This window comes from Hymenobacter sp. YIM 151858-1 (genome assembly GCF_025979705.1).
In the GTDB taxonomy this organism is placed as follows: domain Bacteria; phylum Bacteroidota; class Bacteroidia; order Cytophagales; family Hymenobacteraceae; genus Solirubrum.
The window spans coordinates 2,290,479-2,315,948 of sequence record NZ_CP110136.1; the positions used below are offsets into that span (position 1 = coordinate 2,290,479).

Sequence of the window (25,470 nt, forward strand, 5' to 3'; positions counted from 1 at the left end):
TGGTTACCTGTACCTGCTTACAACTCATCCGCCTTTTTTAGGCTCTGAGCAGCGGCTTACAACAATCGCTGCACGAAAAATTGCTTCGTAAGAATCCAAACAGTAGGTCATGCGGAACTTTTCAAATGCTTGTAATGCGCGCTGCCTGTGCATATCCAAGAGTGTAGGCGTGCTCAAATAAGCGCGCATAGCCTGTTCCAGTTGCTGTTCATCAACTCGCTCGAAGTTATACTGGTCGATGATGATGCCAGCAGTACCCATAGGTGTGTCGAGCATTGTAGGCACTTCACCAATCAAAGAAGCAATTACGGGCTTACCACAGAATAAATATTCAGCAATGGAATTTGGTAAACTTTCGGCATGGAAGTAACTGGGCAGCAGCCCCACATCAAATAAATCGACCCAATCGATGGGGTTGCGGGAGAAGCCAATAAAGTGAATGCGCGGATGCCGGTGCCGAGCTTTTAATTGGGCTAGATAATCACTGTGGCCGACCAAAACTAAGTGGGCCTGCGGAAAATCGGCAGAAAGGCGTTCAAAAGAGTTTACAGCTGCTCCCCATCCTTTTTGGGCAATTCCACGGGCTACCATCCCAAACACAAAGGCATCCGCAGGAATATGCAGAGCTTCGCGCGTGCACTGTTGTTTCTCTTCTGAAAACTTTCCAGCAAAGCCATTGTATATTTTACGCAGGCGGTCATCTGGTGCTGACACGCCCGGCAGCTGGAATATCTGCAGATTTTTGTCCGTCAGGTACACTACTGCCTGTGCGTTATGCAATGCTACTTTGCCTTGGCGAATAGTTTCTTGACCGTCGTGTTTGTGCAAGAAAAGCTCGTAACAACCATGCATGGTGATAACTAGTGGCGGGCGTTTTCGCTTTTTCAATGCTAATGAGGCAACATAATCCGCATATATAGTATGCGTGTTGACCACATCTGGCTGCATAGTGGCTATGATGCGGCGCATGCGACGGGCAACAAAAGGCGCACGCAAAGAGGGCTGGCGTCCAAAACGCCGCAGTAATCCCTCTGTTTTGCGCAGTAGCCAGTCCCCCCCTATTCCGCAAGAGCCAAAAGCTTCTACCGGAACATCCGGCGCAATGCGCTTTACTAGATTTTGATCGGTGTGATGTGCATAGTGGCTGAACAAACGCACTTGATGCCCCGCTTGGTGCAGTGCCTGAGCTAAGCGCAATGCAAATACCTGCGCGCCGCCAATCCGCAAATCTTCAATAGCAAGCAAAATTTTCACGCTAGCAAAGATCGGGAAAAATAAGCTTTTTCAGGATGCTTAAAAAATATTTGCTTTTGCAGACATCAACACCCAGTCTAGCGTTCTATATGCAAAATTAGACGCATCATAACTTGGCATGAAAAAAGCAATTTTTACATCAAAAATATTAGATATATAATACTTATTTACCCTAAAGTTGGCATTGCTACAGCAGCATAGCTAAGGTGCCGTTTTTCTTGGCGCGTAGCAGCAGGACAGCTTGCAGCAGCATGCGTTTGCACTTGCTGTAGCACTTGGTGCGGCGGCGGAAGCGGGCCAGGTAGTGGCGCAGCAAGCTGTTGCAGCTCTCCACCGAAGTGGTTTCGGCCTTGCTGCGGTAGTGCAAGTGGATCGGCACCAAGGCCCGGTACGGCCGGTAGTAGTCCGTGCACACGAGTTGGAACGCGTGGCGGGCCAACGAGGCGAACAGCCGGGCGCCGGTCGCCTCGTCGCGGGCGCCAACGACGGCATCGAGCACCTGTTTTCGCTCCCGGTCTACCGCGAGCCAGACCCAACAGGCGTTTTTTTCTGCCCCACGTAGCTGTGCAACTCGTCCACTTCCCCGATGCGCACGGCCTGCCCCGGCGCGTCGGTCGCTTGCTGTTGGGCACGCTGGCCGTACGCCCGCACCCAGCGCAGGATGGTCACGTTCGACACGCCCAGCACCCGCCCGATGGCGCGCAGGCCCAGGCCTTCCAGGTACAGCTTGAGCGCCAACTGCCGCTGCTCGTCCGGATAGGCCACGCCCACACCGCCCGTGTAATTGTAGCCGCAGGCCAGGCAGCGGTAGCGCTGCTTGCCCCGCATCAGCCCGTTTTTGCAGTTCGAGTCACTGCCACACCGAGTACATTGCATACGGCCAAGTTACCTGAATCTACGCGGTGTAGCAATGCCCTAAAGTTGTTATAAGGATAGTTGATTTAACATAATCTAATTTTTGCTTAACCTAGCAATGACTATACGCGCGTTACTGCCGATTTGTTAGACAATCGTTGTACAGTTGTTCGTAGGCCACTACGCAACGTCGCATGTCAAATTTCTGGAATGCATCCGATGCTAGTTGCTGATGCTTTTGCAACAACGCTGGCTCTAATGCATAGCGACGCATGGCCTGGTACAACTCATCAGCCGAAGCAAGACCACTTTCAGGAAATGGAATTAGCAGGCCAGCCTGTTCGCCGGTGCTCGTCTGCAGCATGTTCCTCACCTCTCCCACATCAGTTGAAATGCAGGCTTTGCCGCAAAACAAGTATTCGGCAATGGAGTTAGGCAGACATTCGCGCAACGAAGAAGCCAAAACCCCTACGTCAAACACCGTTACAAAGTCAACAGGGTTGTCGTCGAAGCCTGTGAAATGGATATCCGTTTCCGTTGCGCATTCTGCCTGCAGTTGAGTTAGTGCTGGCCCATCCCCTACCAATACCAGTGCAAGGGGCTTAGTGATTTCACTCCGCAACAGGCGGTAGGCTTGCACCAGCGGCTCCCAGCCTTTTCCAGCTACTCCTCTCGCCACCATACCGAATACCAAAGCTTCCGCCTCAATACCCAAAGCTGCACGCGTGCGGCTTGCAGCACGCCCCGACAAGTGAGCATCCAGACCATTATAGATGCGCCTTACCACCAAATGAGCAGTGACTTCTTGCGGTGTCACTTCAGGTCGGAGTACCTCCAGATTAGAATCAGCGAGGTAGGCTACGCCCTGTACAGCCCGCAGAGTATTGCTAACACGTTCCGGGTAATTAGGAATGACGTGCTCCTGACCTTTCTTGTAAAATTCCATGAACTGCTCATAATCCCCGTGCATGGTGATTACAAGCGGTACCGAAGGCATGTCGCGCAATACTTGGCTGATGAGCTCATCGCACCGGAAAGTATTGCTGCTTACCACATCAATGTTGTACTGCTCAATCGTCTGTTTTAGATGCTTTTTCAGGATGCCAGACCTAATACTTAAGTCATAGCCATGCCGCTCCAACCAGCCTTCGGCCCGCTGCAGCATAAGATCAGCACACGTTAAACCCGGCTGATAATGAATGAGCTTGACATCCGGCGCCAACTTCCGAAGCAGGGAATCCTGTGCGTATTGCCAATACAGAGTGTACAACCATACCGAATGCCCGGCTTGTTGTAAAGCTTGTGCAAAACGCAATGCGAAAGTCTGGGCCCCTCCTGCTCTTAGCTCTTCTACGGCAACCAATACGTTCATAGTTACACTCTGGGACCGACAACCTGATTTCGCCCCTAAGTTATGCGCCAATTCTCGGCCGCTTTCTCGGCGACGCCCATCATCCCGTAGGCAAGACTACAACAGTGGCTCGGAACCATAATGCGCAGCCCCGCTGCCGAGCATTATGATACCTTCAGTAGATTAACAAACTAGTTGAGTTGGGTAAGGCCGTACACGCGTCCGCTATGCGTGTTCTGGAGCATGCGCGTTACGGACGCTTCGAGCCTTGGTACATCAACCCAGTACTCCTTGCCCTCACGCATGTCCCCTCCTACAACCACATCGTAATACCGCATACCTGCAGCATATGCTTGCCAATAATAAAGCGGCTGCAGGTAATTGCTGGGCATTATCTCGATGATGTGTCCATGATCATAATTCATAAAGAATTGCTGGATCAAGCCGGCCCCGTGCAAAGCAACTAAGTACTCCGTTTCTTGGAACAGCTGTACCTGCTCCTCCATCGTGAGGTGTTCGGCGTAGACCACCTCAAACCCGTGCTTCTGCATAACAGCAATTGCTTCGGCTTCATTGGCTAGGTAGCGACCGTATTTCTGCTTATCCCGGCTCAAAAAGACTTTACGCCACGGTTTGGTAACTGGCAGTTCGTACATCTTACGCATGGCCCGCCAAGTATCCGGACTGAAGTGCGCCGATTGCAGCTTGTACAGTTTGCCTACATGCACCCATTCTTCGTTTCCTACCACGTACCAGTTCAGCCCCTGCAAAAAAGCGCTGCGCTTGTATAGATACTGAAAGAATGATTGCTCAAACATTTTGCGGGTGATGAGCAAGGGCGTGCTTTTCGGCAAGTCACTCCGATCCAACTGTTGGAGGCTGCTTAATGCATCTACGAAGTGATGGTAGTAATTACGAGTAGCAGAGCCATCGTACCAAATAGCTACCGGCAACTCCGTTGGCTGCTTAGGACGCATTAAATGATTCAGGATATAAGGGTATTGCCGATCACCCTTATAAACCACTGTTTGCTCAACTAACTCGCGGTTGGGCCGTGTACCTAATAAACGCTCGGGCTCAAGAAGCACATCATCGATTTCAAGAACGTACTCTTCTTGGAACCGCCATCTTTCGCTATCCGCTTTGATGAATTTGCTATACAACTCATCTTCAAAGCGTACGGGAATACCACTAAATACGTCAATTTTTTGACGATGAATATACTTGAAGCCTCTACCCTCTTCCTTATTCTGCCAATACTTTGCAGCAATCTTCCGGCCCAAGCCACTGTGCCACAAAAAAGAGCGAACAAGTTGATTTGCGTTTGGCATAAAATTACGACCAGTTTTTCTTTAGACTTCCTACTTATTCTACTTCACATCCAACAGCACGATACTGGTGCTTAAATCGCTCAATCCATTTCAGCCATTGCGCAAAGAAATCATCTGCACTTTGGCTTGTACCAATAAATTGCCGGAAGTATTCAGGAGCGAAATCCTTAGGAAAATCATGCATCGCGTCTAGCTCGCCTGCTATCCATGCTTGATTCATGATATAATTAAAACGAACCATATCAAAATCGATTTCCCTAAACCCATTCGTAGTAGACGTGATGTAAGAAGTCTGCGTGCTCTCCTTTACTAGCTTGCCGTACCGACTATGCGTTTGGTCGTACCAGGTAGATGCCTTTTTTAATTGATCTTCCTCAAGCACTATATTTCGCGCATCCTTCCACAAATACAACCAGTATTTTTTATCAAAACACGCAGAAGCAACAGCATACAGCACATAAAACGGCAACTGATACTTCATTATCGATTGAAAGAAACCTAATCGATAAAACACAGATCTAAATTTGTACTTATTCATAAATACAAATTCATCCCAGCTACTTATCTCCGGCGTAATCTCCTCAATATTATCAGAAATACCCACTTTACGCCCAGCGACTAATGTTGCATTTCCTTGCCAGGCTAAACGCAGCATCACCATGTGCTGCTCATTCATAATGGTATTAACCTCGGCTAAGTCAACAGGCTGAGTAATCCAGATGTCATCTTCGATAAGCAGGAAAATATCACTGCTGTCCTCAACCGTTTTGTACCAAAAACCAGCTGGTATCTGAAATTTTTTATAAGTCTCTTGACCTGCTAAGTGCAATTGCAACGCTTCTACTTTTTCCTGATAATTAGGAGAGTATACTATCTCCACTTCCGGAAACAAAGAGGCTATTTTCCGCAGGTATTCTGGAGGAGTGCCGTCGTCCATCACCTTAATCTTACTTACCCCTGATACGTACTTGTAAACGCTTTTAATGCAGCGTTCCAGGTAATAAGGCCGGTTGCAAGATTTGATCAGGACGTCCATTTTGAGGAAAACAAGCGCAAAAGAAAAATTTAAAACACTAGAACTTCATGGAGTGAAGCACTAACCCACAACGGGCACTGAAAGGGGTGGCAATAACAAATACCTGCGCAATCGGGCCGGAACATATTGCCCCATCGAGTGTCTTAAATACACAATCCATACAACCGCCGCCATTAGCAAACCAGCACAGGCAGCGACGAAAAAGAACGGAATCCAGCCGCTCAAGGCTGGACGATGCAGCCAATTTACTAGCCAATATACCGCAGCTCCCAGTACGCTAATTCCTATCACAGGCTTCAGCAATGACTCGAAAACAAACTCATAGATAGGTATTCCTAAGTGTTTTTTTAAAAGAAAAGGAGTATACCAAAACGAAGTCAGCAACGCGGCAATTATAGTACCCCAAAGGATGCCACTCATTCCGAACATCTTACCTAGTGTGATGGATATAGCCAAATTTAAGCCGGCTTCGACCAAGGCTACCACACTCGAACCTCTTACTACACCCTTTGCATCTAAGAAAAAGCTACCTGTGCGCGTTATGGTTTGCTGAACCATAATAACGAGTGCTAATAGCAGAATATAGTTGCCGGCAAAAAAATCATTACCTACCCACAAATCAATAAACCACTGATCCAAACTTAACATTAGCCAGAAAGCCATCATGCTTAGGCTAACCATTAAGATCATCATTCTTTTGAAATGCTTTTTGGCACTTTCTGGGCCTTCATGCACTACAATTTCAGCAACAGCTGGCAGAGCATTGCCCGTGATACTTGACAACAGAGTCATGCCAACTTCTGGAATCCGTACTGTAATAGAAAATATTGTCACTAAACTCAAGGACAATACTTTACCAATAACCAACCGATCAGTAAACAATATTATTTGGGTTGCTATGCCATGCAGGAACATAAATATTCCATATGACATCATAGATTTCATCAATACTTGGTCGTATAAGCTCAGCTTGACTCGCAGATCAGGATAATAGCGACGCAACAGCCATACTTGTACCAATAAATTGGCCAAGAATTGAAAAGCATTTACATAAGCAAAAGCCCACAGCCCCACGCCCCTTGACAACAAAAGAATAGTAAGGCCGGTACCAACGTTTCCGATGATAAAATATGGGGTACCAACCAGCGGCTGCCGGTGATGAGCATAAAATATTCCTGCAAAGCCACGTTGCGCAAGCTGCCCTCCCACCAACAAGCTTAAAGTAATGACAATTGGAACCGTTGGCGCTGCTAAATCGGAGCGCAGATTAAATAATTCAGGAACAAACGGAGCAAAAATACTTCCACCAATGGTAACTAGCAGACCGAAAAATGCGCCCGTAAACACGCCTGTAGACACGATGCGGTTAACCATTCCCCGGTTGTAATCATCATCGCCTCTATGCAAAGCAAGAGCCCGGTTAACTGCCGTGGACAAACCAAAATCAAAAAGTGACAGGTAATTAATTATCTGAAAAAATATAATTGATAAACCATAAGCCTCCTTATCCAGAAAGCGCACCATTAGCGGAGTGCTAACGATAGCAACCAACATGGTGATTATGGTAAATACTTGCGAGGAAACGGTACCCCAGAATGCGGAACGAGAACGTGAAATGCTGCTCATCTATTTTACTTCCAACCCAAAGCTTCTCCAACAACTCAGTTGAAGCAATCCAAACGTTAGCGCTTCAAAATCCTTTTAAAAAAAGGGTATTTCAACCCCAAAACGGCCATGCAAAGGAACACTATCAGCTTTGGCTGCTTCGATTCGAGAAGTGCATACCACAGCATGCGTGTCGCCTCAGGTCCGTTGCCCGCATAATAGTGCTCAGCATGTTCGGCCAATCGCTTCTTGGCCGCTACCCACTCAGCATCTCCCCGAAAATAGGCCTTGCGATAGATCCGGAAATACGTTTCGTTAAGGGAAAGCTTGTGGCTGTGAACAGCTGATTTGTTGTGTACCCTGTAGGCCCCTAGGTTCAGCGGCAAGTAGACAAAACGAAAACTACGCGACAACCTTAACCAGATGTCTAGGTCTTCCGAGAACAAGGACTCGTCAGGCTCCCCAATTTCATCCAAAGCAGCGCGCCGCGTTGTTACAGTTACGGTTGGCACATAAAACCCTTCCAACAGCGGAACGATGATGTTTCCTTGCGGAGGGTTATCCGCAAAAGAAGGGTTGAAGTAACGAATGAAGCTAGGGCTTAGCTCAGCACCTGCGCTGTCAATTACTTTGCAATCGGTGTAAACAGCACCACAGGTTGGCCCCTGTCTATCAAATTCTGCTACCGTCTCTTCAATCAACGTAGGAGCCAGAATATCGTCGGATCCCACCAACGACAAATATTCGCCTGTAGCATATTTGCGACAATCACCAAAGGTGCGAACTACTCCTTGGTTGCGCTCGTGCTGAACGAAAATGGTAGGGAAGCCCGTCTTTGCTATCCAAGAAGTGATAACCTCGGCCGAGTTATCCGTGGAGCAGTCGTCAACCACGATTAGCTCGATGGCAGGATACGTTTGAGCCCGGACGCTTTCAAGCAGTTGCTCTATGTATGCAGCATTGTTGTAAGAGCCAATGCCAATACTCACCAAAGGTGCATTCATAGGTCAGGGTATCAAGGCTTGCGCTCTTGAGTAGGAGCCATTAAAATCTGAGGCAATGAACAAGCTTTGCCCCATGATAAAGCCATACATATTTTGATGTAGTTATGCTTTACCATTTGCGCGTTCTTTTTTCAAAGCTATGTATCTCAGACAGGAGCTTGGAAAAATGACAAGCCACGGAGAGGCATACATATGAAAGGCGTTGGTTTGCCGTCAAACCAACGCCTACCGTTAAATCATTCCTACCTAGGCGAAATAATTACGTACGGCATTAGCCACTATGTTTACCTCTTTCTCTCCCATGCCAGGCCACATGGGTAAGCTGAGGGAAGATTTGGCTAGCTCTTCAGCAATGGGAAACTGGCCCGGTTTCATGTCCAGATGCGCATATGCCTGCTGCAGGTGTGGCGGCACCGGATAGTGGATCAGGGTACCAATACCAGCGTCGGCAAGATGCTTTTGCAGCGCATCGCGTTCGTTCGTCCGCACAACGTACAGGTGATATACGTGCGTGCTACCCTCAGCAATGGCAGGCAGTACAACATCACCAATCCCAGCCAAATGCTGGTTATACAACTCAGCAGCATGCTGACGCTGTTGCGTCCAGTCGGTGAGATACTTCAACTTCACTGACAATACCGCCGCTTGCATTTCATCAAGGCGGGAGTTATAGCCAATGATTTCGTTGTAATACTTCTTCTGCGAACCGTAGTTACGAAGCGTGCGCAACTTATGATCTAACTCTTCGCTGTTGGTAGTAATACCGCCGGCGTCACCTAGGGCGCCTAGGTTTTTGCCAGGATAAAAGCTTGTTGCATTGGCATCACCAAAGCTGCCGACCAATTTGCCATCGGCCATGGCGCCCTGCGACTGTGCATTGTCTTCAACTACGGCAAGATTATGACGGCGAGCAATGTCCATTATGGCAGACATCTCGCACGCCTGACCATAAAGGTGAACCGGCATAATTGCCCGGGTGCGAGGGGTAATTGCAGCCTCGATTCTTGCCGGATCCAAATTGTACGTAATAGGGCTGGGTTCGACCGGGACCGGAACCGCGCCTACGAACGAAACCGATAACCAGCTAGCTATGTACGTGTTGGAAGGGACGATTACCTCATCCCCTTCCCCGATGTTCAATGCTCTAAGGGCAAGATGCAGAGCGTCCAGACCATTGGCCACTCCTATGCAATACTTCGTGTTGTTGAATGCAGCGTAAGCAGTTTCGAAATCTGCTACGGCCTGCCCCAATACATACCACTGACCATCGTACACGCGGCTCATAGCCGAAATTACTTCTTCCCGAATTGGCTGATGTTGCGGTGAGAAGGAGAGAAAAGGAACTTGCATACGGGTTTCTGAATGGAGCGCAAAGATACGCAGAATCCTACGGGCGAGTTAACGAACAAAATAGAGAGCAGGTGTTACGCCACTGACCGCTACACCAAGCATCGGCCTTTTGAAGTTGTTTCAACTCACGTATGCAGCTACCGCACCATTCCATCCGCAGCATGTAGCTAGGTGCTAGTCGATGCACAAAACTGATCGGGTTGTTTAATAATACTGCGCTTAGCAAGCTCCGTTAGCAGCCCTTGTGCCCACTTGTCCCAGTTCAAGGTAGTTTCATAGCGCGACCTAGCGCCTATGCGCATGCGGGCATAGCGTTGCTTGTCGTTGAATATCTCGAATATAGCCGTGGCAAAATCGCTCCCGGTTGCTGACAAAGGCAGCATAACGCCGCTTTCGCCTTCTACCACAAAACTGCTGATGCCTCCAACATCAGTTGTGACCACGGGCAAACCAAATGCATTTGCATCGGCAAAGGCAATTGCAGCGCATTCAGCTCGTGAGGGCAGCAAAAAGAAATGAGCCGAGCGGAATAAGTCATCTAACCGTTGCAAGTCCCCAGGGCTGTCCATATTTAGATACGGCAGCGTGGCAAAACCAGGGTGTTGATACAAGTGGGCTTCTTCGGCTGGGGGGCGGCAACCCACTACCGTTAGGGTAGTTTTCAATCCCATGGCATTGAGTGTAACCATGGTGTCGTAAGCTATTTTACCGCCTTTTCGTTTCCACTCGCCGCCCAAGAAAAAAAGCCGACAGGTTTCAGTAGGTATATCCACTTTTACATCCGCACCCGTTGCAGGGGGATTGGGGTAGTTGGAGCCGAAAGGGATAACCGCAATTTTGCTTGTATCAATGCCGTAATCCTCATAAGCAGAACGAGCTGCCCACGCTGAGGAGTAACAAACCAAAGCTGCCTTGTTTAAAGCGCGCTTTTCGATATAGTTAAGCTCTTTTTTAGATATATCAAGTAGTTCTGATAGACCTGGGTAAAAATCAATTAACTGCGAAAGAGTAGAATCCTCACAGTATACAATAGGTGTATTAACATCCAGATAGGCTATTTCAGTGAATGCAGCAGGAGCAACAAGTAAATCAAACTGCTCATGCTTCAACCGTTGTTCAAACTTCCGTTTGTACAGATGAGAAAGAATTATTCCCCAAGAATAATGGTAACGCTTACCTGTTAGCGGCTTTATTACACGACGATTAATATTATCACCGATGCGTAGTGGCCATACCATCGGTACCGGACCTAGGGCTGTTACATCTCCAAACGTTCGCTCTAAAGCACGAAACATGGAGTAATGAACACCCGACCAAGAGCGTCGATCAAGTGGGTCAGTGCTGGTCAGAAAACCAATCCGCAGTTTAGGTAAGCTAAGCATTGGGGGTTGGCTAATACGAAATGGCCGTAGCATGGCGGGCTACAAACCATTCCCAAGTTCGAGCAATCCCTTCAGCAAAAGATACTTGAGGTTGCCAGCCAGTATCTAGGTGAAGCTTTTGCCAGTCGAGCACATTAGCGGGTACATCAAACGCACGCGGAGGCTGCACCCGTAAATTCAACTCAAATCCGGCATCGTTGGCTAACGGAGTTAACCACTCAATCACTTCGCGATTTGTTAAACCTATGCCGCTGCCTAGGTTGTATACCTCGCCGGGGGCACCTTTAAGCAAGGCTCCTACAATACCAGACGCTACATCCGATACATGAACATAGTCGCGAATGGTCCCATGTTCGCCAAAAAGCGTGAGTTCGCGTCCATCCAGGATAGAAGCTATTGCTGTAGCTACAAAACCCTGCCCAACATATGGCCGCTGCCATTCGCCATAAGCGTTGGCAGGCCTTACGCATACAATCGGCAGCTGCTTGGTTTCGAAATACATGCGGGCATACTTTTCGATGGCCAACTTTGTAATGCCATAGGGGGAGATTGGCATTGTTGAATGCTGTTCGCTAATCGAAGGAACTGCTGTTCGCCCGTAAACCGTACCGCCCGATGAAATCCATACAAATTTCCGGATATGCGTCATACTTGCAGCTAATCCAAAGATTTGGACTGCTTCCGGCAGGTTTACCAGAATGTCGTTTACAGGATCCTGAAAACTGGTTTGTGGACTGGTGGCGTAAGCCAAGTCTATAACCTCTGATACACACTCGAGCACCTGCCTAATCAGAGGCGTGCTGGCTCCTCCCGGATTTGCTACATAGTATACTTCCTCGGATAGATCGGCCGGTCTGGCATTTCGACCAACCACTACAACTTGTCGCCCTAGGGTCAGCAGTTCTGTTACAACGGCCCGACCAATAAACCCGGCGCCTCCGATAACACAAGTTGTGCGAGTCAGATCAGTGGGGAGGAGCATAGGTATTGAAAAAGACAAGGATTGATTCGTAAAGAACCAAATTAAGTGCGAAAAGCCGATTAATGTACGTCTACTTTGCCAAGAGCTTGCCGAATAAGGATTAGTTAAACCTCAACAAAGGGCCCCGAAACAACCTTAATCAAATCCGCTAATAACGCCGAGGATGGGTTAGTCTCTAGGCGCTCATTGGTGCGCTTGTAGCCTAGGTTACCCATAGTTTGCCATTTGTCTCTGCAAGCCCAAGCCCGCTCTAAAGCAGTATTCAACGAAGTTGCAGTCGAAGCATCGGCGATAATACCAGTTTCACCATCATCAAGCCACATGCGCACCAAACCTACATCGGCCGCAACTACTGCTCGCCCGCACAGTAGTGCTTCTTGCAATACCATAGGCCCAGATTCGATTCGCGAAGGAAGCACAAGTATGTGATTATGCGTCCAAATATGACTGCTATCAGATACATGCCCATGTAGCGTTACCTTTTCCGCCAAGCCATAGTATTTAATAAGCCGTTCGAGGTACGTTTTGTCAGGTCCTTGACCGTAAAGATTAAGATGCCACTCACGCTGGAGCCATTGGTATGCACTAAGCGTTTCCAGCAATACATCCTGTCCTTTTCTGTCTACATCGAAGCTGGCCACTACAGCCAACTGCGCTATTGGCCCGTTGGTACTGGGTTCAGGGTAGGGAATTGGGTAAACGGTTGGTAGATTGAGCGGGTTTTGCACCACCCGTGCATTGGCCAATTCAGCAGCCAGTTGCCGCTTGATCGTTTTTAGCTGGTTGCCGGATATCATCAGCACTTCTCGAGCTTCGGCAAACATCTTAGCAAATTGCTCGCGCTGCGACTCCGCTAATCGAACCGGGTCTTGGTAATTGTGGCAAATCAGCAAATAGGGCACCTGCTGAAGCCATGCCCTTACTTGTGAATGGTAAAAAAGATCGTTCCACCCCCCTTGGCTTACGAGCACCACATCGGGAGCAAAACGCTCTAAAGCCCGTACCTCATCCAGCTTACCCCCGTTCAGCATCCGTCTGAAACCGCTCTTCATTCGAAAGCTAACGCTGCCGTTGTAACGCGGCCGCAGGTAAAACTGTGCGCCCTTGCGTTGCAGGGCTTGCAACGGCGCTGCTAAGTTGGGCCAAGCATGCGTGCACACCAATACTTCGTGCCCCTGAGTCAATGCCTCGGCTGCCACGCGCGACCAGAGTACCTCGCTTCCCCCCCATGGGGCATCGTACATCAGGGATATGAAGGCTATTCTCATGCGTTTAGGGCAGCGTTCAGCACACGGGTGTAACCGGCTACGCAGTCACGAATATCGAACTTATGCAACACCTCTTCGGCACGTGCTACTTGCTGCCGGTAGTATAGCGGATCAGCAACCAGCTTTTTCATGGCCTGGTAGAGTTCCTGCACATCTACGCCCCTGCCTGCTTGCGGCAGCCTAAGTACCTCACCAGCAGTATACCCGTCGTGGGTTTTCAGCATGTGCGGTATTTCCCCTATCTCAGAAGCAACTACAGGCAAACGGCACAGCAAGTAGTCGACAATAACATTGGGTAACGTTTCGATGGGAAAATAGCTCGGCAACAATCCAACGTTCGCTAAGGCAACAAGCTCTACGGAGTTGGGGTGCGAGCCGTAGAACACTACTCCTGGAGCCTTTCCATAGGCCTGCTTTAGCGTTTCGAGGTACTCGCCCTCCCCTACCAGCAGCAGCACAACGTTAGGATAATCAGCCCTGAGTTGAACAAACGCCTCGATTGCTTCACGCCAACCCTTTTCCGGGATTCCGCGGGCAACCAGTATGAACACGAATGCTTCATCGCTGATTCCTAGGTCGGTGCGGGTGAGTTTCTTGGGAAGGGGCTTGTCGATGCTTGTACCCGTGTAAATCTTGTAAGCTGGTTTGGCGGTTTGATAGTAAGGTTGCGCCTTGTACCAGCTCATGTTCTTATCAGCGGCGTAGATAATTGCCTTGGCGTGCTCGTATATGAACGCGGCGCGCTCGGGCCATTCGGGCGCAGCGTACTCGTAGGTGCCGTGCATCGATATGACCACCGGTATTCCTAGAGCTGCCGCATGTTTGCAAGCCAGGTAGTCCTGATGAAATGACAAAGAGCAGATTACATCGGGGCGCTCCGCAGCAAGTGCCTTGGCAAAGTGCCTTTCGATCAACCTAGGTCTGAAATTGCGCAGCAAGCCTGTTTTGAAAAAAGCAGCGTGCAACTTCCAAACCGCCCAGTCGGCGGCGGCAGTTGGCCGAAACGACAGCAGCCGGAAGCGCGTGGTATCAAATTGCGCTACCAAGTTCTGGTTTTGGCGCTCCGGGTTGAAATCGTATAGCAACACCTCATGACCCGCAAATGCAAAGGCCTCCGACAGACGAAGCGCCAGCACTTCGATGCCGCCGATTGATAAGGCTTGCGTGGTGAAAAGGATCTTCATGCCGATGTGGCGATGGTGAGCTTACTGCTTCCGGATTCGGCGCTTATGACCTAGGGAAGCGTTACAGATGAATTTAGGCCGGTAAGCATGCCTGGATTACTTCGTACATCTTCGGGCCGATGGTCGCAATGGTGTGGTTCTGTAAAACCCGCTCGCGCCCCACGGCGCCCATTTGCTGCGCCTCCTCCGGATGATCCAGCAGGTACATCACTTGCTCGGCCATCATCTGAGTATCCAGGTACGGCACCTGTATGCCTGCATCGTTGCGCACGTACTCGGGCATGCCGCCCGAGTTTTCGAAGCAAATTACTGGCTTACCTGATAACCCCGCTTCCAGGCACACCAACGGGAAAGGATCCTCGCGGGAGGTCAGCAGATAGACATCAAATGCCTCGTAGTAGCCGCGCAAATCACTTTTGCCTCCAACAAACAACACCCGTTCGGTTAAAGATGTAAGCCGAACGTCGCGGGTAATTTCTTTAAAGTGGAAGGAACTTGGCTTACCTCCTACCCAAACGAAATAAGTATCGGGCTTATGTTTGAGAACCTCCTGCGCAACCCGCAAAAACAAATCGGCCCCTTTGCGCCACTCCAGCGAAGCAATAGCCCCCACAATTTTGGCTTTCTCCGGAATGCCATGTTGAGCCCTCACTGCTACAGCTGTGGAGGTACCCGGCGGGTTGGCGTTAATGAAGTCGTAGATGACTTTGATTTTTTCGTCGGGGATTGGGCAGAACTGCTTGTAAAAGTTTCGGACTGCATTTGACCCGGGAATAAACCAATCCACATGGGCAGTATTGCGAGCAAATTCTTCGCTGGAATAGTGATAAAACACACTTTCCAACTCGTGTACGTTGATGATCAGCTTCACACCTAGGAGCTGCTTCAGCTCAACTGCTACATCCAGGGTAATGGTGGTGTTGGCAAAGATTACAGCGGGGTTCTTCTTTTGAATGTTCCGGAAGATGTTTTTCCGTCTGTACTGCGTCATTCGATCCAGCTTGGCCAGAGCCCGTTCCTTCATGGTTACGGCTGGCTTGCCATGGTCGAGAATATGCACCTCGCCAAGCTTTTCAAACTCGGGCACCAAATCTCCGCCCCAAATGAGCAGCAACACCACCTCATGCGGCGTGTGTTGTTTTATCCACTGCATTAAATAAAGCTGCGTGAATGGTGCGCCCGTGCGAGAAGCCTCGTGGCCAACAAAAACGATAGTCGCCATGTGGTGGAATGTTGCGCTAGCAGATTTTTGCCAGCTGCCATGTACTATTTTTTAGGCACCAGCGTCTCGTACAGCTTGCGGTACTCTTCAACCATTGTTTCGACGGTGAATAGCTCTGCAGCACGCTTCTGATTGAACGCGCCAATTTGTTCGCGCCGTGCCGGGTCATTCAGCAAGTCTACGATGATATCCGACAGGGCTTCGGCGTCGCCTCCTTCTGCCAGTACGTCAGGATTGGCCAGCATTTCCTCGAGTGCCCCAATGTTGTAGGCAACAACCGGAATGCCCATGTTCATGGCAAACGGCGTGACCTGCCCAAAACTCTCGCTGTAAACCGGCGCTACAAAAATGGCCATGCGCCGGTATAGCTCGGCCAGCTTTTCGTAAGCCACGTAGCCGGTAAAGGTAAACTGGCTTTGCAGGCCTGCTTCGGCCACCTTCTGCTGGTACAACTCCAGGTACAAACCACCGCCCACGATCAAAACCTTGGTGGCAGGGCGTTTTTGCACCGCCCGTATAAAGGGTTCGATTGCGCGCTCGTTGATTTTATCGTGGTCGAGCCGATACACCATTCCAATGGTATCCGGATCGGGCTGGGTTCCGGCACGCTGGAAGAAGGAAAAGTTAGAACCCGGATAGATTACCTGGTTTGGCATTTCCCTAATGCCGTAAGTATCCTGCGCGTACTCGCTTACATACACATACCGGCTAATGGCCGGATGGAAGTAAGGCATGTATGGAATGTTGCAGTTTTCGATAATTGGGCACCCATACTCCACAGCTCCCTGGAATACCACATGATACCACTTCCAGAACGAATACGGCCAGCGACCATAATAATGCACATGCACCAGATCCGGCCCGACACGCTGTAGCAGCTCAGTAAACGCTTCCGCAGTATGAATACCCGAGCAATCGTGCACCGTAACGCCTACGTACCCTTGCTCGGCATGCACTTTTAATAAGGCTACCTCGTGCGTGTACACATTGCTTAGCCCCTCAATAATATCGACAACGAGTTGCTGCGACCCCCCAGTTACGAAATAAGGAATGACGTGCAGGATCTTGGGACAATGGGTCCTAGATACGGGTGGTTTAAGCTGGATGTTGTAAGGCTTAAAATCGGGATTTTGAGCAAAGAAGTCAGACGAAGATTTTGTCATCTGCTCTGCAGGAGTATTGCTGGTTACCTTAGCAATTTTTTGCTGAATACCAGATACCACAGAGCGAAAAAAGGCTCTACCAAGCTTTCTGGCGCCAAGTAACTCCTCCATCTGCTGTTGCAGTTGGTTGAGATGTAAACGCGTCTGCTCTATATCATCAACGTTCCACTTGCGGTGAGGCATTATTAATCAGTTGGAGTTTCGGAAAGTTTCGATGCGATGTTTGAAATATATAGTTAACATAAATGTGCAGAAAATAAATAGGCTATCATTTTTTTCCACGCAATTCATGTTTATGTAATATTAGCTAACTCACATAATATATAAAATATCTGCTTACCTGCCTTTTCAACTCCATGTTCCTCTGTAACCTTCTGCCGAGCATTACGGCCTAACTGCTTACATCTTTCAGGATCAGCCAGCAATGAGATTATGGCCTCTCCCATCAAATCAAAGCGCAGGTAAGGCACTACCACACCATTTTGATTCTCTACAAACTCTGGCATTCCGCCTGATTGATCAAAACACAATACTGGTTTGCCTAACGTAGCTGCTTCTAAACAAACGAGCGGATAAGGATCTTCGCGAGAGGTCAAAAGAAAAAGATCGGCCGCCCTAATATAGTCTAAAGCATTACTACGCTTCCCAATAAATTGAACATGCCCTTCGAGCTTAAATCTAGCAATATCATATTGTAGTTTTTTCCACTCAATAGATTCAAGATCACCCCCCACCCAGACAAAGTAGGGCATAGCGTGCTCGTGATTGATTTTGATGTAATTAGCAATTTGAACAAAGACATCAGGCGATTTTCGCCACTCGTAAGTACCAGATCCTATTACAATACTACTGTCTCTAGGTATTGAAAGCGAATCTAAGACATCATCAACAACCTGCACAATAGGTTGCTCTTCTTCCTTTGGAACGAATTCGTATACTTTTTTAATTCTGCCTTGAGGCAATTTAAACTTTTTCTCAAGATTATAAGTAACAGCATCAGATGCAGAGATTATCAAATCAATATCAGGCAAGGTTTTAGCAAATTTTTCCTCACCAAAATAATCTTCAATTGCTATTTCAAGCTCATGAACATGGCAAACAGATTTGCAATTCAATTCGCTTTTCAATCGAACAACTACTTCAGATGTAACCACCGTGTTTCCATAAATAATTTGAGGATTATTTTTTTGCAAATGGTCAATTATTCTATTCTGATGATCAATAGCATAATCTATAACAGGTGCTGATTGATGAAATTCAAGCTTTAACCTTTTAAGAACCCTCTTGATAAACGGTTCTGCTGGCACAGGAACATAAGGCCTCACCGGTGGTTCCCAAACATATGTTGAAGCTAGTTGCTCAAATTGAGGGAATAGCTCACCACCTTTCAGCAGCAAAACTGAAAAGCTGCATACACCTTGTTGTTTCAGCCATCGAAGTAAATGCAACAATACAATTGGAGCACCTGTCCTTGAAGCATCGTGGCTAATGAAAACAATATGCATTTTTTAAAAGAGGTTAAAGAACATCAAATACAAGGAATACACTATATTTTCTCAAACGTAACATAAATTGTATGCCCCTTAATTTTCTGCCTCCATTTGGATTGCAGAAACTTATGTATAACCGGTATAGTAATTCTATTAAATAGCAATTTACCATACCATTTATTAACCCTAAAATAATTTTTATTAGCGTTAAACCAGGATTCAGTATGCCAATGATTTAATGGCTCATACTTAGCCGATATTAATTTAACAGGGAATATCGACTCCAATTTTTTGAATACGGAGTAAGACCACCTAGTTTGATGATGTGGCGGCATATCTAATACATTATTATCATATTTATAAAAACTATCTGCATTCGGAACGCAAATGACCAAGCGACCCTTAGGCGCTAATGAATCTATCATCATTTTGATAAACTCATATGGCTCGGCTATATGCTCGAGCACTTGGAACGCCAATACATAATCAGGTCTATTGTTCAATTTTACTATAGCATCTTCAACACTACCCAAATATATTGGTAAACCTGCTTTTTGCGCTTTAAATACTGCGTCTGAATTTGTTTCCAGACCCACAATGTTAATGCCTTTTTGTATAGCTTTCTTTATAAATGCACCGGAACCACAACCTATCTCTAAACAATATTTATCTTTTTCAATCTCACTAATAGCTATATCATACTCCCATTTATCCTCAACGTAATACCATTCAAATCCATCATGGAGTGACTTGTATATATATTCAGAACCTTCAAACTTTGGATCAAAAAATAAAAGATCAGTATCATTGCATCTGTATAAGCCAAAAGAATCAATATCAACCCCACTAAACTCAGAAGATATATCTATTTGTAACTGATCACGCCACGCCTCAACAATATCTTTGACATGATAACGCTTAATAAAATCAACATTACCTTTTCCGGTAAGAGGACTAACAACTGTACTATTCATGGTAAGACCAATGTGCGATTTTGTCAACAGGACCAATTAGCAACGCATCAGGCTTAGACGCGTATATTACATTAGACAAATACTCAAATACTATTATTTCAGTTTTTACATCGTAGTCTCTTGATGCATCACCGAGCCAAACCGAAATTTTATAAGTACCTGAATGCAATTCTATATTGTTCACAACAGCCCTTAACACGCCTGATTTACTAGAGATGTTTTGGCCCTCAAAATGATGGTAACGAGCATTAGAACCTAATATAGGTGTGTCCAATGCGTTGTAAAGCACAAAGCCGGCGATGGGTGGTTGTAAGTCAAAAGGAGATTCAAATTCAACTGTCAGATCTATAGTGGCGTGATTTAAAGCCTCAGCATTCAGACTTATTGCCTTTATTGAAGGGGCATCTGCACTAATCTTAAACTGTGATTTAAGATTAATACTAACGTTTTGATAATAATTAGCTACAACTTCTGATATTTCTCCTGAGGAATGTAGCCCCCCATTTTGCATATAGACGCCTCTTGTGCATAAGCTTCGTACAGCGTCCATGTTGTGGCTAACGAAAAGCACTGTACGCCCTCCATTTACACTCACGTCCTTCATACGGCCGAGGCATTTCTTTTGAAACTCGGCATCACCTACGGCCAGCACCTCATCAACAATTAAGATTTCGGGCTCCAGAAATGCGGCCACCGCGAAAGCTAAGCGCACATACATACCGCTGCTGTAGCGTTTAACAGGCGTATCGATGTAGCGCTCTACACCGGAGAAATCAACTATTTCGTCGAACTTCTTCCGGATTTCTGACTTGTTCATCCCCAGGATAGCGCCATTCAGGAAGATGTTTTCCCGCCCGGTAAGCTCGGGGTGAAAGCCCGTTCCAACTTCGAGCAAAGAGGCAATGCGGCCCTGAATTTTTACTCGCCCAGTGGTTGGCGCCGTCACCTTGGAAAGGATCTTCAGCAGGGTTGACTTGCCGGCGCCGTTGCGGCCGATAATACCTAGGACTTCACCCTGCTTTACCTCGAAGCTTACATCCTTGAGCGACCATACAAAGTCGCTTTGTCCGCGAACAGTACGGTCGTTTGTTTCGCCTACTAGAGCAAACGGGTCTTCTTTACCCCTTACACGAGCCCACCACCGGCTTAAGTCCTGGCTAAGGGTACCCGTGCCAATTTCACCTAGGCGATAGAGCTTACCTAGGTTTTCAACTTGAATTGCAATATCGCTCATGCGCTGCTTGACGGAGTATTGGCCTGAGGGCTACACCGTATCGGTAAAGCTTTTCTCAACTTTATTAAATACCACCGTTCCCACCAGCAGAATTAGCACAGTTACGGCAGCGCTGTAAGCCAGGTGCACCCAGCTAAACGTACCGGCACCTAGAAAACCGTACCGGAAGGTTTCCACGATGGCACTTACAGGATTGGCCATGATGACCCACTGGTACTTGGCTGGCACCCGAGAAAGCGGGTAGATTACGGGCGTGGCATACATGAACAACTGCACCCCGAAGCCTAACAACATGCTAAGGTCTCGGTATTTGGTGGTCATGGCACTGAATACCATACCCATTCCCAATGAAAGCAGGCCCATTAGCACAACCAATATCGGGGTGAGCAGTAGCAGCGCGTTGGGCCGAACCACATCGGAAGTGAGGAGGTAGTATACCCAAAAGCCCAGAAACAAGGCCAACTGGATGGCAAAACGCACCAAGTTGGATACCACGATGGACAGCGGCATGGTAAGGCGCGGAAAGTATACCTTACCGAAGATGTGGGCGTTGGCGGTGAATACCGTGGAGGTGGTAGTTAGGGTCTGGGCAAAGTAGTTCCAAATAGTCACCCCTGCCATATAGAACAACAGCATGGGCATGCCATCGGTAGAGAGTTGGGCTACGTTGCCAAAAATGATGACGTAGGTGACCGTGGTTAGCAGGGGCTGAATGAAAAACCAGATCGGCCCGAGAATGGTCTGCTTGTAGGTAGATACAAAGTCGCGACGCACAAATAGCATCACCAAATCGCGGTAACGCCATACCTCACCCAGGCGCAGATCCAGCAATCCACCGCGCGGCTCGATTACTTCAGTCCAGCCGGCCTGAGGAGCATTATCGCTGTGTACCGAAGGCGAGTTTCTTGTCTGAGCTTCTACTGTCTGCACTTGTTTCTTGAAGAAAAAAACCGCTTTTCAACGGAGCTAGCTTAGAAAGCAATCAACTAAGCCGCGTGAAGGCATTAGCCTGTTTATGCACTTGAGCGTCTAAAGATAACCAAAAGCCTTGGTCGGCTAAGGAAGACGCGCCTTGGCTCGTTGTTACAGCCGAGGCTGGCTACGCCTCGGTCTTCTATAGCGAGGCACTGCCAGAGTCTTTTCTTAGCCCTGAAAAATCTTGCTTTGCTTGATAAGGCAGCACTTGGTCCACTACGTACAAGGGTCTACTGCGCGCAGCATCCAAGCCACGCCACACGTACTCGCCTATTACACCTAGGGCAATCATCTGGAAGGATGACACGAACAGCACCACAAGCATAAGCGCAGTCCAGCCGCTCGGGTTGTGGATACCTATCAACTTAAGCGCGAGCACCACCAACGCATAGAGCAAAGCGCCGAAGCCAAGCAAGAAGCCAAGCACGGAAATCAACCGAATGGGAAAAAATGAGAAGGATAGAATGGAGTCTACCAGCAGCTTTACCTTTTTGCTGAGGGTCCAGCGCGACTTACCAATCTCGCGTTTACGCCGCGTGTAAGGGATATTTACAAACGGGTAGCCCAACCACACCAGCAGATAAAAGACATTGCTATTACGCTCCTTCATCTGCAGCACCTGCTCATTTAACTGCTTATCAAAGAACACCATATCAAAGCCCCCTGAGGGAACATTTGATAATGCAATGCTCTTCATCAGCGCATGGAAGGTATTGGAAAAGAAGCGCTGCATGCCCGTTTCTTCACGAGCTGCGCGGTTAGCGAGTACCAGCTTAAACCCTTGCTGCCAATAGCGGTACATATCCGCCAAAAGCTCAGGAGGGTCCTGCAAGTCAGCTGTTGTTACGGCTATGCAGTCACCGGTAGCATAAGCCATACCGGCCACAATGGCGTTGTATGACCCAACGTTGCCCGCCAGCTTCACAAGGATTACCCGCTCGGGCATCAAGCGTTGAAAATCAACCAGTGCTTGCCAAGTGTTATCACGCGACCCATCATCAACAAAAACATACTCTATAGTAACATCAGCAGGAAAATTGCGCTCATTGGCAATGAGCTCCTGACCTGTAACTGCAATGTTGTTCTCGTTATAGTAGCAGGGTATTACTACCGTAAGCTTTGGCATAAATAGACATTTAAAGCAAAGTTAAATGTATTTGGTCTTGCCAAAGGAGTTCGGTGCTACTACAGATAGCTAAGCCGGTGACTCGTGACACACTGTGGTATTCTGTGGTTCTCCTTCCCAGGATTACCGAAGGGTTCGTGTAGTGATCCAAGGCATGGAGCTGGTTATACCTTATGCACACAAAAAAGCACAAGAAACGCGAATTGCATCTTATCTTGCGATTCATTTTGCATGAAAATAAATGCAACATCGTAACTACTCAATCGACGTTTTCAGGCTATTAGGGGCTTTTTCTGTAGTAACGCTTCACGTCAAATACGGCGACTTGTATAACCCGGCTGTACTGGCTATCCGCGGGTTAGGGCGCTATGCCGTTCCTTTCTTTTTTATACTAAGCGGCTATTTATTTTTCAATAATCTTACTAATCGAGGAGATAAGTAGTTTTCTCTGACCTTACGCAACCTGCTTTCTATTCTGTTAGCAGCGGACTTAATGTATTTTCTTGTAGGACTATTCGTCGATAGCCCGCTGTTGGATGAACCGCCGTTATCATTCCCTACAATAGCCAACGGCTTATCGGGCCACCTTTGGTTTATGGGCTCGATGATATTTGGCTACGTAGTTCTGAATTACTTATTCAACAAGCTAGATGATAGGCTCCTTTTGGTTGCAGCTATTGGAATTTATGCTTTTGTTTTAGCTAATGATGCTTACACAAGCTTATTCCATATATCCCCAACCAAAGAAGCATCTCGTTTTTTTGTGTCGATTTCCTTTCTGACGATTGGGTATTTGTTAAACAAGCATAATATAACTGACAAAGTACCGCTTTGGCTAGCTGTACTAGTAACGGTATTTGGCTTTGTTTTACAGACCACCGAAATTATCTTGCTTTACAAGTACACTGGCGCTTCTCCTCATAATCAAGAGTTTTTGTTTGGAACTGCTTTATTTGCTGTAGGGTTAACCCTGGTCGCTACTAAGCTTCAATTGTCTACAGATAACGTATTCGCTCGCATAGGAAGAAAATACTCCTTGCTAATTTATCTATATCATCCACTGTTTATTCTAGCCATATTTAGCTTTGTCGACATAGCAGATTGGGGTGGTGGATGGCTATACTTAGTTGCGCCTTTGCTAACCTTCGTTGTTTGTTTAGGAACCCTGATATTGATTGAGAAGCTTAGCCCTAAGGTGTTTAAACTACTTAATGGTTTGTAACCTATGGTCACTAATTTAAACCATGCAAGCGTTTCTAAAGGAAAGAGGCAAGCAGTTATACTGCTTGCCTCTTTCCTTTAGAAACGCTTGCATTTGTGCTTATGCGTTAGTATTACCCCACACTCGATGAAAATCATCGTAGTTGCGGATATAATCCGCTTCGCTGTAATGAGTTGAAGCAAACACCAACTGCATAGCATTGTGTGAGTACTGCATGGTGTGCCAAGCATGAGGTGGCACATACAAACCTATATTGGGTTCTTCCAAGCGAAACACATCCACAGTACCATCGGGCATTTCCGTTGTAACGATGATGCGCCCAGCAGCCGCAACAAGCACTTGTTGGGTAGCGTGATGCGCATGCCGCCCACGAACAATGCTCTCGGGTGTGTAGTACGTCCAGAAAACACGCTCAACTTTAAACGGAATGTGCTTCTCCTGTTCAGTTACAGAGATGTAGCCAATTTCAGGAGTTCCCAGTTTAGGAAACGTAATTAGGTACGGTTTTTCCACGTTAGGCAGTAACAGCTTCCTGGAAATACTCGAGCGTACGACGCAATCCTTCGGCGCGGTCTACTTTGGGCTCCCAACCTAGGATCTCCTTTGCCTTGGTGATGTCCGGCCGACGCTTCAAGGGGTCGTTCTGTGGCAAAGGGTGAAAAGTTGGCTTGAACTCCACCCCTGCCAGCTTGGCTATTTCTTCGCCAAACTCTTTAATGGTGATTTCGGCCGGGTTGCCAATGTTCACGGGCATGTGGTAATCCGACATCAGCAAACGGTAAATGCCGTCTACCAGGTCGTCGACGTAGCAGAAGGAGCGGGTTTGCGAACCGTCGCCAAATACCGTGAGGGGTTCCCCTTTCAGCGCCTGGCTCAGGAAAGCCGGTAGCACACGGCCGTCATCGAGGCGCATGCGCGGGCCGTAAGTGTTGAAGATGCGTACGATGCGCGTCTCAACGCCGTGTACGTTGTGGTAGGCCATGGTAATGGCTTCCTGGAAGCGCTTGGCTTCGTCGTAGCAACCACGTGGGCCTACCGGGTTTACATTACCGTGGTACTCTTCAACTTGTGGGTGGATGTCGGGGTCGCCGTACACCTCGCTGGTGCTGGCAATAATGATCCGCGCTTTTTTGGCCCGAGCCAGCCCTAGGAGGTTATGCGTGCCTAACGAACCTACCTTCAGCGTCTGGATTGGAATCTTCAGGTAATCGATGGGCGAAGCCGGTGAAGCGAAATGCAGGATGTAGTCCAGCTCACCCGGCACGTGCACAAACTTCGACACGTCGTGGTGGTAGAACTCGAAGTCCTTCTTGCCAAACAAGTGCTCAATGTTGGCGAGGTTGCCCGTCACTAGGTTGTCCATGGCGATAACATGGTAACCTTCGGCCAAAAACCTGTCGCAGAGGTGGGAGCCCAGGAAGCCTGCTCCACCCGTAATTAGTACGCGTTTCTTTTCCATCTG

22 protein-coding genes and 1 pseudogene are annotated in these 25,470 nt (G+C 47.8%); 1 reads left to right on the plus strand and 22 read right to left on the minus strand.

Annotated features, from left to right (window positions below):
- Positions 1 to 24: 24 nt before the first annotated feature.
- From OIS50_RS10205 to OIS50_RS10300, 20 genes are all read right to left on the minus strand, one after another.
- On the minus strand, positions 25 to 1,254 hold the full coding sequence (locus OIS50_RS10205) for a glycosyltransferase family 4 protein (protein WP_264690535.1): 1,230 nt from the start codon (positions 1,252 to 1,254) through the stop codon (positions 25 to 27).
- A 187-nt stretch (positions 1,255 to 1,441) separates the two neighbouring features.
- Positions 1,442 to 1,753 carry an IS1 family transposase gene (locus OIS50_RS10210; RefSeq protein WP_264690536.1) on the minus strand — a complete coding sequence of 104 codons (312 nt, stop codon included), beginning with the start codon at positions 1,751 to 1,753 and terminating at the stop codon, positions 1,442 to 1,444.
- A 17-nt stretch (positions 1,754 to 1,770) separates the two neighbouring features.
- On the minus strand, positions 1,771 to 2,130 hold the full coding sequence (locus OIS50_RS10215) for an IS1 family transposase (protein ID WP_264690537.1): 360 nt from the start codon (positions 2,128 to 2,130) through the stop codon (positions 1,771 to 1,773).
- Between the two features lie 112 nt (positions 2,131 to 2,242).
- Positions 2,243 to 3,481 carry a glycosyltransferase family 4 protein gene (locus OIS50_RS10220; RefSeq protein ID WP_264690538.1) on the minus strand — a complete coding sequence of 413 codons (1,239 nt, stop codon included), beginning with the start codon at positions 3,479 to 3,481 and terminating at the stop codon, positions 2,243 to 2,245.
- Between the two features lie 170 nt (positions 3,482 to 3,651).
- On the minus strand, positions 3,652 to 4,791 hold the full coding sequence (locus OIS50_RS10225; RefSeq protein ID WP_264690539.1) for a glycosyltransferase family 61 protein: 1,140 nt from the start codon (positions 4,789 to 4,791) through the stop codon (positions 3,652 to 3,654).
- A gap of 34 nt (positions 4,792 to 4,825) precedes the next feature.
- The gene (locus OIS50_RS10230; protein WP_264690540.1) at positions 4,826 to 5,827 is read right to left on the minus strand and encodes a hypothetical protein; all 1,002 of its coding nucleotides are present in this window, start codon (positions 5,825 to 5,827) and stop codon (positions 4,826 to 4,828) included.
- 60 nt (positions 5,828 to 5,887) lie between these two features.
- Positions 5,888 to 7,453, minus strand: coding sequence for a lipopolysaccharide biosynthesis protein (locus OIS50_RS10235; protein WP_264690541.1), 1,566 nt, complete (start codon positions 7,451 to 7,453; stop codon positions 5,888 to 5,890).
- Between the two features lie 56 nt (positions 7,454 to 7,509).
- Entirely contained in the window at positions 7,510 to 8,436 is a 927-nt protein-coding gene (locus tag OIS50_RS10240; protein WP_264690542.1) for a glycosyltransferase, read from the minus strand.
- 246 nt (positions 8,437 to 8,682) lie between these two features.
- Positions 8,683 to 9,786: a DegT/DnrJ/EryC1/StrS family aminotransferase gene (locus OIS50_RS10245; RefSeq protein ID WP_264690543.1), complete on the minus strand. Its 1,104-nt coding sequence runs from the start codon at positions 9,784 to 9,786 to the stop codon at positions 8,683 to 8,685.
- Between the two features lie 167 nt (positions 9,787 to 9,953).
- Positions 9,954 to 11,168: a glycosyltransferase family 4 protein gene (locus OIS50_RS10250; RefSeq protein ID WP_264690544.1), complete on the minus strand. Its 1,215-nt coding sequence runs from the start codon at positions 11,166 to 11,168 to the stop codon at positions 9,954 to 9,956.
- Between the two features lie 10 nt (positions 11,169 to 11,178).
- Positions 11,179 to 12,150, minus strand: coding sequence for an NAD-dependent epimerase/dehydratase family protein (locus OIS50_RS10255; RefSeq protein WP_264690545.1), 972 nt, complete (start codon positions 12,148 to 12,150; stop codon positions 11,179 to 11,181).
- A 104-nt stretch (positions 12,151 to 12,254) separates the two neighbouring features.
- Positions 12,255 to 13,418, minus strand: coding sequence for a glycosyltransferase family 4 protein (locus OIS50_RS10260; protein ID WP_319805289.1), 1,164 nt, complete (start codon positions 13,416 to 13,418; stop codon positions 12,255 to 12,257).
- Entirely contained in the window at positions 13,415 to 14,602 is a 1,188-nt protein-coding gene (locus tag OIS50_RS10265; protein ID WP_264690546.1) for a glycosyltransferase family 4 protein, read from the minus strand. Before OIS50_RS10265 ends, OIS50_RS10260 begins: the two co-directional genes overlap by 4 nt.
- 73 nt (positions 14,603 to 14,675) lie before the next feature.
- Positions 14,676 to 15,824 (minus strand): glycosyltransferase family 4 protein, encoded by a 1,149-nt coding sequence (locus OIS50_RS10270; RefSeq protein ID WP_264690547.1) that lies wholly within the window; start codon positions 15,822 to 15,824, stop codon positions 14,676 to 14,678.
- A 44-nt stretch (positions 15,825 to 15,868) separates the two neighbouring features.
- Positions 15,869 to 17,170, minus strand: coding sequence for a glycosyltransferase family 4 protein (locus OIS50_RS10275; RefSeq protein WP_264690548.1), 1,302 nt, complete (start codon positions 17,168 to 17,170; stop codon positions 15,869 to 15,871).
- Positions 17,171 to 17,280: 110 nt separating this feature from the next.
- The gene (locus OIS50_RS10280) at positions 17,281 to 18,492 is read right to left on the minus strand and encodes a glycosyltransferase family 4 protein (RefSeq protein ID WP_264690549.1); all 1,212 of its coding nucleotides are present in this window, start codon (positions 18,490 to 18,492) and stop codon (positions 17,281 to 17,283) included.
- Between the two features lie 41 nt (positions 18,493 to 18,533).
- On the minus strand, positions 18,534 to 19,451 hold the full coding sequence (locus tag OIS50_RS10285) for a class I SAM-dependent methyltransferase (protein WP_264690550.1): 918 nt from the start codon (positions 19,449 to 19,451) through the stop codon (positions 18,534 to 18,536).
- Complete coding sequence (locus tag OIS50_RS10290; protein ID WP_264690551.1) at positions 19,444 to 20,685, minus strand: ABC transporter ATP-binding protein; 1,242 nt, start codon at positions 20,683 to 20,685, stop codon at positions 19,444 to 19,446. Before OIS50_RS10290 ends, OIS50_RS10285 begins: the two co-directional genes overlap by 8 nt.
- A gap of 30 nt (positions 20,686 to 20,715) precedes the next feature.
- On the minus strand, positions 20,716 to 21,516 hold the full coding sequence (locus tag OIS50_RS10295; protein ID WP_264690552.1) for an ABC transporter permease: 801 nt from the start codon (positions 21,514 to 21,516) through the stop codon (positions 20,716 to 20,718).
- Positions 21,517 to 21,799: 283 nt separating this feature from the next.
- Positions 21,800 to 22,786 (minus strand): glycosyltransferase family 2 protein, encoded by a 987-nt coding sequence (locus tag OIS50_RS10300; RefSeq protein ID WP_264690553.1) that lies wholly within the window; start codon positions 22,784 to 22,786, stop codon positions 21,800 to 21,802.
- A 241-nt stretch (positions 22,787 to 23,027) separates the two neighbouring features.
- Here OIS50_RS10300 and OIS50_RS10305 point away from each other — a divergent pair.
- Positions 23,028 to 24,008 (plus strand): annotated as a pseudogene (locus OIS50_RS10305) (acyltransferase).
- A gap of 99 nt (positions 24,009 to 24,107) precedes the next feature.
- On the opposite strand, the gene OIS50_RS10310 reads toward OIS50_RS10305, so the two are convergent.
- On the minus strand, positions 24,108 to 24,521 hold the full coding sequence (locus OIS50_RS10310; protein ID WP_264690555.1) for a sugar 3,4-ketoisomerase: 414 nt from the start codon (positions 24,519 to 24,521) through the stop codon (positions 24,108 to 24,110).
- A 1-nt stretch (position 24,522) separates the two neighbouring features.
- A complete protein-coding gene (locus OIS50_RS10315) occupies positions 24,523 to 25,467 on the minus strand; it encodes a UDP-glucuronic acid decarboxylase family protein (RefSeq protein WP_264690556.1) in 945 nt (314 codons plus the stop codon).
- Positions 25,468 to 25,470 lie beyond the last annotated feature (3 nt).

Coding starts and splice junctions, on each gene's coding strand:
- OIS50_RS10215 (WP_264690537.1), bottom strand. CDS start 2,130: ATGCAATGTACTCGGTGTGGCAGTGACTCGAACTGCAAAAACGGGCTG.
- OIS50_RS10220 (WP_264690538.1), bottom strand. CDS start 3,481: ATGAACGTATTGGTTGCCGTAGAAGAGCTAAGAGCAGGAGGGGCCCAG.
- OIS50_RS10225 (WP_264690539.1), bottom strand. CDS start 4,791: ATGCCAAACGCAAATCAACTTGTTCGCTCTTTTTTGTGGCACAGTGGC.
- OIS50_RS10230 (WP_264690540.1), bottom strand. CDS start 5,827: ATGGACGTCCTGATCAAATCTTGCAACCGGCCTTATTACCTGGAACGC.
- OIS50_RS10235 (WP_264690541.1), bottom strand. CDS start 7,453: ATGAGCAGCATTTCACGTTCTCGTTCCGCATTCTGGGGTACCGTTTCC.
- OIS50_RS10240 (WP_264690542.1), bottom strand. CDS start 8,436: ATGAATGCACCTTTGGTGAGTATTGGCATTGGCTCTTACAACAATGCT.
- OIS50_RS10245 (WP_264690543.1), bottom strand. CDS start 9,786: ATGCAAGTTCCTTTTCTCTCCTTCTCACCGCAACATCAGCCAATTCGG.
- OIS50_RS10250 (WP_264690544.1), bottom strand. CDS start 11,168: ATGCTTAGCTTACCTAAACTGCGGATTGGTTTTCTGACCAGCACTGAC.
- OIS50_RS10255 (WP_264690545.1), bottom strand. CDS start 12,150: ATGCTCCTCCCCACTGATCTGACTCGCACAACTTGTGTTATCGGAGGC.
- OIS50_RS10260 (WP_319805289.1), bottom strand. CDS start 13,418: ATGAGAATAGCCTTCATATCCCTGATGTACGATGCCCCATGGGGGGGA.
- OIS50_RS10265 (WP_264690546.1), bottom strand. CDS start 14,602: ATGAAGATCCTTTTCACCACGCAAGCCTTATCAATCGGCGGCATCGAA.
- OIS50_RS10270 (WP_264690547.1), bottom strand. CDS start 15,824: ATGGCGACTATCGTTTTTGTTGGCCACGAGGCTTCTCGCACGGGCGCA.
- OIS50_RS10275 (WP_264690548.1), bottom strand. CDS start 17,170: ATGCCTCACCGCAAGTGGAACGTTGATGATATAGAGCAGACGCGTTTA.
- OIS50_RS10280 (WP_264690549.1), bottom strand. CDS start 18,492: ATGCATATTGTTTTCATTAGCCACGATGCTTCAAGGACAGGTGCTCCA.
- OIS50_RS10285 (WP_264690550.1), bottom strand. CDS start 19,451: ATGAATAGTACAGTTGTTAGTCCTCTTACCGGAAAAGGTAATGTTGAT.
- OIS50_RS10290 (WP_264690551.1), bottom strand. CDS start 20,685: ATGAGCGATATTGCAATTCAAGTTGAAAACCTAGGTAAGCTCTATCGC.
- OIS50_RS10300 (WP_264690553.1), bottom strand. CDS start 22,786: ATGCCAAAGCTTACGGTAGTAATACCCTGCTACTATAACGAGAACAAC.
- OIS50_RS10315 (WP_264690556.1), bottom strand. CDS start 25,467: ATGGAAAAGAAACGCGTACTAATTACGGGTGGAGCAGGCTTCCTGGGC.